The organism is Marinobacter gelidimuriae, assembly GCF_000372805.1.
Taxonomy (GTDB): Bacteria; Pseudomonadota; Gammaproteobacteria; order Pseudomonadales; family Oleiphilaceae; genus Marinobacter; species Marinobacter gelidimuriae.
In genome coordinates, this window is sequence record NZ_KB889934.1 from 1 (window position 1) to 9,874 (window position 9,874).

The window sequence follows — 9,874 nt, forward strand, 5'->3', positions numbered from 1 at the left end:
ACTCGTGCGCAGAGGCTCCAATCCCCTCAATGACGCGTTGGCTGCCCACGTGAAAAGTGCCTTTCAGAGCTTGCAATGATTTCGCCGGGTCAATAATCAAACGTTAACTAACACTCAACCGAGTAGAAAGTTTCCGCTCTTGCCGGCACCTGCCACGACAATAGCCAGGTCGTAACCCGCTGGGTTGTCCGCGCGATGCTGATTCAGTAACTGAGCAGACTCATCATCCAAACGGCGCCCCAGGTCTGGACGTTGCAGGTAGCTGTGGCGGTCACTGGCGGCGCTGTGTAGCAACAGACTGTCGCGCCCGTGCTCGGCAAGTTGAGCGCTAAGCCCAACGTGATCGAAGGGCAGGCGCACAGCATCACGGGCCTGAGCATGGGCGTCGTGGAAGGAAGTGGCCTAGTAGTTGAGCATGATGTCATCAGAGCGGGGGGAATGCCCATGATGAAGTTGATTCCTGCTACGCCTAACAGAGTCAGCAGGGTGTCCATGTCATCCTGATCGGCCTTATCACAGCTCGCAACGTCAGCCAGCAATTGTTCGGTAGCAGGGTTGATCGAAGGAAAAGTCTCACCAGAGGAAGCTGGCTGAAAACGTCCACCAATATAGGCCAGATTCCGGAGTACTATTGTCTTACTGAGTGCCTGCCACTCGGCTTTCGTCTTCATAAACAGCTTCCTTCGCGGATTAATCAATTTTCCAGATTAAATACCTATCCGCTGCAACTCTATATACCTCAAGGGGTATAATATCCGTTGTCATTCCTCAGCTCGAAACATCAAATTCGCGGTTATCGGCAAGGCGGTGGCGATGAATGACAAGCCAGAAGAAAACTAATGGGCTATCAACCCATTATTGTTAATTCAATACAACCACATGCTGCGCTCACCTAATTCATTGATGTCCGGATTCTGGACACTCATTACCTAACAGTTGCGAACCAGGATCCATCAAACGTCTTGGCACCCTTGTGCGAGCACAGATTGGTAGGAACGTTCTTTTGGTGACCGATGCGGGCCTGATCAAAGCGGGCTTGCTGGGCGCCGCAACAGACTCTCTGACTCAGGCTGGCGTGAGCTATCGCGTATTTGCTGCCCCCCCCCCCCCGTTGCCGTGGTGGAGGCCGCCCTTGCGGAAGCCCGAGCGGCAAACATCGACGGCGTTATCGGTTTCGGCGGAGGCTCCTCAATGGACGTCGCCAAACTGATTGCGCTATTAATTGGAGGCGGCGAAAACCTAGAAGACGTCTACGGCGTTGGACAGGCCAAAGGCCAGAGACTCCCGCTGATCCAGATCCCCACCACTGCGGGCACGGGCTCTGAGGTAACGCCCATTTCAATCATCACCGTCGGTGAAACGGAGAAAAAAGGTGTGGTGGCGCCTCAACTGCTGCCAGACATTGCCCTACTGGATGCCGAGCTTACTCTTGGGCTGCCAGCTCCTGTAACGGCAGCAACGGGTATCGATGCTATGGTTCACGCCATTGAGAGCTATACCTCCGCATCAGCGAACAACAACCCCGTGTCGCGTGCTTTAGCTCGTGAAGCCCTTCGATTGCTCGGCGCTAATATAGAAACAGCGGTAAAAGAAGGCAGCAACGTTCAGGCGCGTTCAGGCATGCTCCTGGGTGCCATGTTAGCCGGACAAGCCTTTGCAAACTCGCCGGTGGCAGCAGTGCACGCTTTGGCATACCCCATTGGTGGCATTTTTCATGTACCGCACGGGCTTTCCAACGCCTTAGTATTGCCCCATGTCATGCGTTTTAACGCAAGCGTGTGCGCCGATGCCTATGCCACCCTAGCTCCAGATGTTTTTCCAGACTTGGCCTCCGTTCAGAAAGAGCAGCGGGTCGACGAGTTCATCAATCGTCTTGAAGCACTGAGTGCTGATCTAGGACTTGAGCAAACCTTGCGTGAAGTCGGTATTGGTGAGTCCGACCTGTCAGTCATGGCAGTCGATGCCATGAAACAATCCCGCCTACTGGTAAACAATCCGAGAGAAGTATCGGAAGCCGACGCACTGGCTATCTACAAAGCCGCATTCTGAAACAGCCGCCCGACATTCGGGCGTCTAACCGTTGCCAAACTGCGGCAGCGCCTATTTTGATTGATGTTAGTGGCTTGAAAAGGTAGAAGAAAGGAGCGCTCATAAAAGTCACCAACGTACCGTAGATGATTCCATAGGCGGCAGTCTTTTCATACCAGTTCGCAAAAGCCCTGACGTCTAGACCAGGGTAGAGCAGTTGATATTTCTTTAGCTTCTGGAACCAAGGCATTGCGCAGGCCCAGGCAAATTTGCGCCTTCCGAAGGCAATGGCCACAGGTTCTAACCCTGTTGGGCGCGCCTTATGTTTCAAAGCTTTACGTGAAGGCGCGCTGCCTTTCTTATTGGCTTCACCCAAAATTTCAAACTGCTTTTTTGCAAGACTATATTTATACACCTTGTCGTAAACCTGGAAAATCGCCTACCGGGCACAGTAAGTCCAACCCCCACATCCAGAATCGGCAATCGGATTAACCGCCACCGAGGGTCAGACGACTTTCCCCGAAGCTGAGTACCAGAATAAGAAGCGCAAGACACGTTGCAAAACCTTTCTGGCACGGATGGACAAACTGTTCCCTTGGCAGCAGTTTGGGAAGGATGGCTTTAAATCAGGTTATAGAGAAACACGCCCGCAATACCCGCCGGCGTTACAAACTTCAGTATCACCATGAAAGCTTTGTAGCCACCGCCTTTCAGGCCGATATCTTCAGCCAGCCCCTCGCGACGGATGGCCCACCCTGCAAACAGGGCGATAGCAAGTCCGCCCAACGGCATCATGACGTTAGAGACCAGAAAATCGAGCAGGTCGAATACCGTTTTGCCTTCAAAAAACCGATAAATCCCAGCGGGTGCACATCGCCCCACAGGTTGAAGGACAACACGGTACCGATACCTATAAACCAGGCAGCGAAACCCCCGGCCAGAGCGCTTTTAACCCGATTTGCGCCCTTGTGCTCCTCAAGCCATTCGACGACAGGCTCCAGCATGGAGATGGCGGACGTTATGGCCGCCACCAGCAGCAATGCAAAGAACAGGGCGCCAAATAAGATCCCGCCGCCCATCTGGCCGAAGGCCAGTGGCAGGGTCACAAAAATCAGACCCGGCCCGGCGCCGGCTTCCAGTCCATTGGCAAAAACCAGCGGGAAGATTGCAAGCCCGGCAAGCAAGGCCACGCTAGTATCCAGCACCGCGATGGTCATGGCGGTTTTGGCAATATTGATGTTTTTTGGCAGGTAAGAACCGTAGGCCATCAGCACGCCTATACCGATACTGAGCGTAAAGGCAGCGTGACCAAGGGCGATTAAAACACCTTCCGTTGTCAGACGGCTGAAATCCGGCGAGAACATAAAGCTGACAGCACGGCCAAAGCTGCCGCTGCTCATGGCGTAAAACACCATCACGATAAGCATTAAAAACAAAAGCGGCATCAGCATGGTGACCGCTTTTTCAAGGCCCGAGCGTATGCCCCGGCCAACGATAAACACCACAATCGCCATGAAAACCGTGTGCCAGAGCAACAGTTCCCAGGGGTTCGCCAGCAGGTTATTGAACTGCCCACCTATGGCTTCTGCATCAGCGCCTACAAACGAGCCGAGCGCCGCTTTACCGATGTAAACCAGCGACCAACCACCGATCACCGCGTAAAAGGACAGCACCAGGAAGGACGCAACCACGCCGTTCCAGCCGATGATGCGCCAGCCTTTGGATGTACCCTCGGCTTTTGTCAGGGTGCGCATGGTTGCGACGGGGCTTTGACCGCCCCGGCGGCCAATCATGATCTCTGCGATGAGAACCGGCACACCAATAAGAAAAATACAGGCGAGATAAACCAGTACAAAGGCACCACCACCGTTTTCACCGGTGATGTATGGAAATTTCCAGATATTGCCAAGCCCAACGGCCGAGCCGGCTGCTTTCCAACATGTAGATGCCGTGCTCTTCCCGTAACTGGCGAACCTGTTCCGGTGTTATACCCAGGAACGAGAACATGCCGCGCTGCCGGGCAATAAAGCCAAAGTCACCCACCGGAGTCAGTGCGTCCGCAAAGGCGTGCCGCAGGCCAAGGATGCGGTCACACATACCGCTTAGTTCGCTCTGCCATCCGGCGCGCAAGGCGTCATCACCTAAAATGGTTTCAACGATGGCGGCGCCATGAGCCGGTGGCATGGAATAGTGGGAACGTACAACGCTCAACAGCTGGCTGGTGGCCGCCGTGTTAATCAAGCCGGTTGCAGAGATCAGCATCAGGGCACCGGTGCGTTCCCGATACAAGCCGAAGTTCTTGGAACAGGAAGCAGCAATCACCATTTCCGGTACCTGGCCCGCCAGATAACGCACGCCGGCTGCGTCTTCCTCAAGACCCTCACCCAGACCCTGGTAGGCCATATCCACAAAGGGCAGCAGCCGTGTAGCAGCACCACATCCCCTGCTCTGGCGCCTTCCAGCGTCTCGAGCATGGCGGGAAAATCGACCGCTAACGTCTCTCGATTGAGATACGGATATTCGCAAATGTTCAGGCCGGCGCCGCCCAGCAGCGGCATGTGGTTGGCCCAGGTGGGCGTGCTGACCCACACCGTTGTGTCCGGCTGACACAGCCGGAAAAACTCCGCTGCCATGCGTAGAGCACCGCAACCGCCCGGCGTCTGAATCACCGAGGTACGGCCATCACGAATCAGGCTGTTACCGTTCCCCAGGATAAGGCGCACCATGGCCGCGTTGAAACCAGCGGCTCCGGCCGGCCCGACATAGCTTTTGGTGGTTTCTTCCTCAAGCAGGCGCCGCTCGGCTTCGTGTACCGACCCCATGATGGGCGTATTGCCTGCGTCATCCTTGTAAACTCCGACACCCAGATCGACCTTGTCGGGCCGGGTATCGTCGCGAAACATCTGCATCAGTTGCAGGATCGGATCCTGAGGTAACTGCTTCAGCGACTCAAACATGATCTGCCTCCTTGTTGTCGGCCTGACTGGTTCGAATCAGTGTCGGGCGGCCTGTGTCGAGGGCTTTGATCAGCTGTGACTGTTTTTCCTGCACAGCTTCTGCGGCCTGTTCGCGCACCGGACCATAGCCCCGCACTTCACCGGCCAGTTCCGCCAGCTGAAGGAAAGTGTCGTAGTTGCTGGCCTCCAGCCCACTGACAATCCGCTCCACAAGCCGTTGGTAATCTTTCAGCTGCGCCCGATCCATCTTGCGGTCGGCGGAATAGCTGAACGGATCGATAGCCGTGCCGCGCAGCACCCGGAACTTCGCCAGCAGCTTGAACGCCTGGAACATCCAGGGGCCAAACTGACGTTTCTTCGGCCTGCCCTGGGCATCTGTGCCGCGGTTCATAATCGGCGGAGCCAGGTGGAAATGAACTTTAAAGTCACCCTCGAAGGTGTTGTTCACCTCCTTCATAAAGTCGGTTTCCGCAAACAGGCGGGCCACTTCGTATTCATCCTTGAAAGCCATAAACCGGTACAGCTGTTGGGCTACGGCACGGGTCAGCAACTGGTTCGTCTCGCCCAAGGTTTCCTCAGCTTTACGTACCTGCTTTACCATGTCCGTATAGCGATCAGCCCAGCGACGGTTCTGATAATTCACCAGATGCGTGTGGCGGATATCGATCAGCTCGTCCAGCCCCGGCTCTGGTTTCACTTCTTCTACCCGCGCCTCGCCGGTATTCAGCAGATCGGTGATGACTTTCACGTCCACAGCGGCCACTCGACCCCAGCCAAAGGCTTCCTTGTTGCGCTCAACCGCCACTCCATTCAGCTCAATGGCTTTCATCAGCGCAGCTTGTGACAGCGGCAACAAACCGCGCTGCCAGGCGAAGCCCAGCATCATCACGTTGGAAAACACCGTGTCGCCCAGCAGTTTCTCAGCAATACCATTGGCATCCAGCTGTGCAAAATTGTCATCGCCTACCGCGTTACGGATCAGATCCAGGCGCTTGTCTGCCTGCATGTCTGCATCCCGGAACAGCACATAGTCCGCTGTCGGCAGCTCGGCCTCGTTGGCCACCACACGGGTGTAATTGGACCTGAGAACGCTCAGCGCTTTCTGGGAGGAGGCAACCACCAGATCACAGGCAATCACGGCATCGGCCTGGCCGTTACTGATACGCACCTGGTGCAGTTTGTCCGGAGACGGTGCCATGCGGACATAGCTCAGTACCGTGCCGCCCTTCTGCGCGAAGCCGGTGAAGTCCAGCACCGAGGTACCCCGGCCTTCAAGATGAGCGGCCATAGTGATGAGCTGGCCCACGGTCACAACGCCCGTGCCACCCACACCACCCACCAACAAATCGTACGAGCCCGCAAGCTCCGGCAGAACCGGCTCCGGGATGTCCGTCAGTTTGCCGGTAAGCACAGAGCCGGTGTCCATACCGCGGGATTTGCGCAGCTGGCCACCCTCGATGGTCACAAAGCTTGGGCAAAAGCCGTTCACGCAGGAGAAATCCTTATTACAGGAAGACTGGTCAATCTTACGCTTGCGGCCCAGCTCGGTCTGGCGCGGCACCACGGAAAGGCAGTTCGACTGCACCGAACAGTCGCCACAACCTTCGCACACGTGATGGTTGATAAACGCCCGTTTGGCGGGATCCGGGTACAGGTTGCGCTTGCGCCGGCGACGCTTCTCAGCCGCACAGGTCTGGTCGTAAATCAGGATGGTACAGCCGGGAATATCCCGCAGCTCTCGTTGTACCTTATCCAGCTCTGTGCGGTCGTGAAAGGTTACGTCGTGCGGGAACAGTTGCTTGTGGCCATCATACTTTTCGGGCTCATCACTAAGCACCACAACCCGGCGCACGCCCTCAGCGGCAACCTGCTGCGCGATCATCGGTACGGTGATCTCGCCATCCACGGGTTGGCCGCCGGTCATGGCCACCGCGTCGTTGAACAGGATCTTGTAGGTAATGTTGATGCCGGCCGCCACCGCCTGGCGAATAGCCATGGATCCGGAATGAAAATACGTGCCCTCACCCAGGTTCTGGAATATATGGGGGTTGCCGATGTACCGGCTCTTGCCGACCCAATTAACCCCTTCGCCCCCCATCTGGGTCAGCGATTCCGTGTTACGGTCCATCCAGGTCGCCATAACATGGCAGCCGATACCGGCCTGTGCCTTACTGCCGTCCGGCACTTTGGTAGACGTATTATGGGGGCAGCCCGAACAGAAATACGGCAGGCGCTTTACGCCACCCGGATCCTGAGCGTTACTCATGCTGTTTATAGCCGCCAGACGCTCGCTGTAATCCTTGACGAAGAAGCGGCCAAGGCGGGCGGCCAGAAAACCGGCTACTAATTTGGGGCTCAGCTCACCGACATAAGGAATAAGTGGGCGGCCCAGCTCATCCTGTTTACCGGTAATCAGCACCTCGCCGGGGCGATCCGGTTCCGACATGGATTCCTTGATCTGGCTCTCGATAATGCCCCGCTTTTCCTCGATAACCAGCACTTCTTCTTTGCTGTGAACAAAGTTGAGAATACCGCGCCGCTCGATTGGCCACACAAGGCCCACTTTGTAGATATCCAGCCCCATCTCACGGGCCCGGTCTTCATCGATGCCCAGCAGATCAAGCGCTTCCAGCAGATCCAGGTGGCCTTTACCGGTGGTAACAATACCAAAGCGCGCCTGTGCGTTATCAAACAGGCAAAGGTCAATAGGGTTCGCTCGGGCAAACGCCTGAACGGCCGCAAGCTTGTGCTCAATTCGGGTTTCCAGTTGGGGCCCCGGCAGATCCGGCCAACGGTAATGCAGGCCGGTTTCAGGCGGGGTGAAATCATCCGGGGTTACAAACTCCGGCAACGGCGGCAGCTCCACCGACGCAGCACTTTCCACGGTTTCCGAAACCGCCTTGAAGCCCACCCAACAGCCACTGTAACGCGACAACGCAATGCCCCAAAGGCCAAACTCCAGATACTCGGCGATGTTGGCCGGGTTGATCGTGGGCATGAAGAAACTCATGAACGCTACATCAGACTGATGCGGCATGGAGGACGACACACAGCCGTGGTCATCGCCTGCAATCACCAGCACGCCGCCGTGGGGCGAGCTGCCGTAAGTGGTGCCGTGCTTTAACGCATCACCCGCGCGGTCAACTCCGGGCCCTTTGCCGTACCAGATCCCGAACACGCCATCCACCTGACGATCATCATCGGTCTCTACCTGCTGGGCACCCAGCATAATGGTCGCCGCAAGATCTTCGTTGATCGCAGGCACGAAATCGATGCGGTTTTCATCAAGATGTTTTTGAGCTTGCCAAAGGGCCATATCATAAGCCCCCAAAGGTGAGCCCCGGTAGCCACTTACCATGCCCGCTGTGTTGAGCCCCAGCTTGCGATCCAGCGCGGCCTGCATCAAAGGGATGCGAACCAGCGCCTGGGTCCCGGTCAGGAATACCCGGCCAGAGTCGCGCAGGTAGCGGTCTTCTAACGTGTAGTTGTCCAGCGGCGGGCTGCCGGTCTCGGCGCTGCGGTCTTGAGCGATATCGGGTTGAGAGATGTCAGTGGACATGGCGCCCTCCTCTTGTTGATTTTATGATCAGAATTCTAGAGGGAAGCTCGCAAAAGGTGCTTGCGTATTGGGCAGGAATTATCTTGGTTTGCGGAATATTCTTTGATAAAAGACAATAGAACCGAAGATTCTTTGATAAAACCCAGGTGTTACTAAATGAAACAGGTGGAACTGGATAAACTCGACCAGCACATCCTTGCGATACTGCAACAAGATGGACGAATCAGTAACCAGCAACTGGCGGAACAAATCGGGCTATCGCCGGCAGCCTGCTGGCGGCGGGTACGAACGCTTGAAGAAACAGGCATCATAACGGGATACAGCGCGCAGCTCGCCCCGGAGCGCATCGGCCAGGGTTTGTGTGTACTGGTCAACCTGTCACTTCAACGACACACCATAGACAGCACGGCGGAGATCGAGCAGCAGGTAAGCAGCTATCCGGAAGTGCTTCAGTGTTTCGCGGTTACCGGTAATACAGATTTTGTGCTGCGGGTAATCGTGCCGGATATGGCCAGCTATGACCGCTTCCTGAACGAAAAAATATTCACCTTGCAGGGTATTGCACAGGTTAACTCCAACTTTGCACTGCGTGAAATCAAAAATACCCAGACGATACCGTTAGGGAGTGCCTAAGAACCTTCCTGCCCCTCAACGTACTGATGAAAGGCAGTCCGGATACACGGCTACTGGCATTTCGATGGCCCTGCTGGACAGCCAGACCGACAGAGGGGCTTTAGCCTGCCTCAAGCGTACTGATAAACCCCACGCGGACGCTTACCAGCCTTCATAAAGCGCAGGCTCTCGTTGTCGTATTCGAGTCCTGAGGCTTGCCGGTGCTGCTCCAGAAAGGCCATGGCATCGGTCCGAAGCGGCAGCTTGAGTGCCACGTTGATTTCCCAGCGCTTATAACCCAGATCCGCCAGTGTGTCGTCTTTCTCGGCCAACAGCGTCAGCGCCATGCGCCGAAACTGTTGGCGCCGGGAATAGCTACCCACCAAGGTAGCGGTGTGCATTCTGATTGTCTGATCATTCTTATGGGAGCCTAGCATCGCTGTTCCTCCTTGTTTGAGTCTTTAACCCGCATGAATGGTTGAGGTCTGCAAACGCGCCTACCTCATTGCATTGAGCAAGTATAATGGCGGCTTCTCTGCATTCAATCAAACGAAAAGAATTCAACTCTGCCTTCAGATATACTTAAGTCAGATGCCAATGCTTTTTTTAGGAGATGTGATCAGGTGGCGAGGTTGTGCATGAGGAACCACTGGTTTGGGCAGGCAAGGAGGGTTCGTCTGCGTATCTGAACAGGCCCCTGCCGATTGCGGTGGCTCAC

4 protein-coding genes and 5 pseudogenes are annotated in these 9,874 nt (G+C 55.8%); 2 read left to right on the forward strand and 7 right to left on the reverse strand.

Annotated elements, in window-relative coordinates; all coding sequences use genetic code 11:
• Positions 1–150 precede the first annotated feature (150 nt).
• Positions 151–393: pseudogene (locus A3OI_RS22315) on the reverse strand (ethanolamine ammonia-lyase light chain EutC); the annotation flags it as partial.
• Positions 394–405: 12 nt separating this feature from the next.
• Positions 406–512 (reverse strand): annotated as a pseudogene (gene eutB / locus A3OI_RS24090) (ethanolamine ammonia-lyase subunit EutB); the annotation flags it as partial.
• A 440-nt stretch (positions 513–952) separates the two neighbouring features.
• Between eutB and A3OI_RS20655 the strand changes: the two are divergent.
• Positions 953–2,049 (forward strand): annotated as a pseudogene (locus tag A3OI_RS20655) (iron-containing alcohol dehydrogenase).
• Here A3OI_RS20655 and A3OI_RS0116920 read toward each other — a convergent pair.
• The 4 genes and pseudogenes from A3OI_RS0116920 to A3OI_RS0116935 form a co-directional block, all read right to left on the reverse strand.
• Positions 2,027–2,443 (reverse strand): hypothetical protein, encoded by a 417-nt coding sequence (locus tag A3OI_RS0116920; RefSeq protein ID WP_018405425.1) that lies wholly within the window; start codon positions 2,441–2,443, stop codon positions 2,027–2,029. The pseudogene A3OI_RS20655 and the gene A3OI_RS0116920 sit on opposite strands and share 23 nt — an antisense overlap.
• Before the next feature lie 206 nt (positions 2,444–2,649).
• Positions 2,650–3,929: pseudogene (locus A3OI_RS20660) on the reverse strand (sodium-dependent transporter).
• A pseudogene (locus tag A3OI_RS20665) lies at positions 3,901–4,985 on the reverse strand (amino acid aminotransferase). Before A3OI_RS20665 ends, A3OI_RS20660 begins: the two co-directional pseudogenes overlap by 29 nt.
• Positions 4,978–8,544 (reverse strand): indolepyruvate ferredoxin oxidoreductase family protein, encoded by a 3,567-nt coding sequence (locus A3OI_RS0116935; protein ID WP_018405426.1) that lies wholly within the window; start codon positions 8,542–8,544, stop codon positions 4,978–4,980. The pseudogene A3OI_RS20665 and the gene A3OI_RS0116935 overlap by 8 nt, the downstream one beginning before the upstream one ends.
• A 156-nt stretch (positions 8,545–8,700) precedes the next feature.
• On the opposite strand from A3OI_RS0116935, the gene A3OI_RS0116940 reads away from it, so the two are divergent.
• Complete coding sequence (locus A3OI_RS0116940; RefSeq protein WP_018405427.1) at positions 8,701–9,177, forward strand: Lrp/AsnC family transcriptional regulator; 477 nt, start codon at positions 8,701–8,703, stop codon at positions 9,175–9,177.
• A 110-nt stretch (positions 9,178–9,287) separates the two neighbouring features.
• Here A3OI_RS0116940 and A3OI_RS0116945 read toward each other — a convergent pair whose 3' ends face one another.
• Positions 9,288–9,593: a hypothetical protein gene (locus tag A3OI_RS0116945; protein WP_018405428.1), complete on the reverse strand. Its 306-nt coding sequence runs from the start codon at positions 9,591–9,593 to the stop codon at positions 9,288–9,290.
• Between the last annotated feature and the right edge of the window lie 281 nt (positions 9,594–9,874).

What these genes read in the sequence shown, in the direction of transcription:
- A3OI_RS0116945 (WP_018405428.1), bottom strand. Translation starts at nt 9,593, where the DNA reads ATGCTAGGCTCCCATAAGAATGATCAGACAATCAGAATGCACACCGCT.
- A3OI_RS0116940 (WP_018405427.1), top strand. Translation starts at nt 8,701, where the DNA reads ATGAAACAGGTGGAACTGGATAAACTCGACCAGCACATCCTTGCGATA.
- A3OI_RS0116935 (WP_018405426.1), bottom strand. Translation starts at nt 8,544, where the DNA reads ATGTCCACTGACATCTCTCAACCCGATATCGCTCAAGACCGCAGCGCC.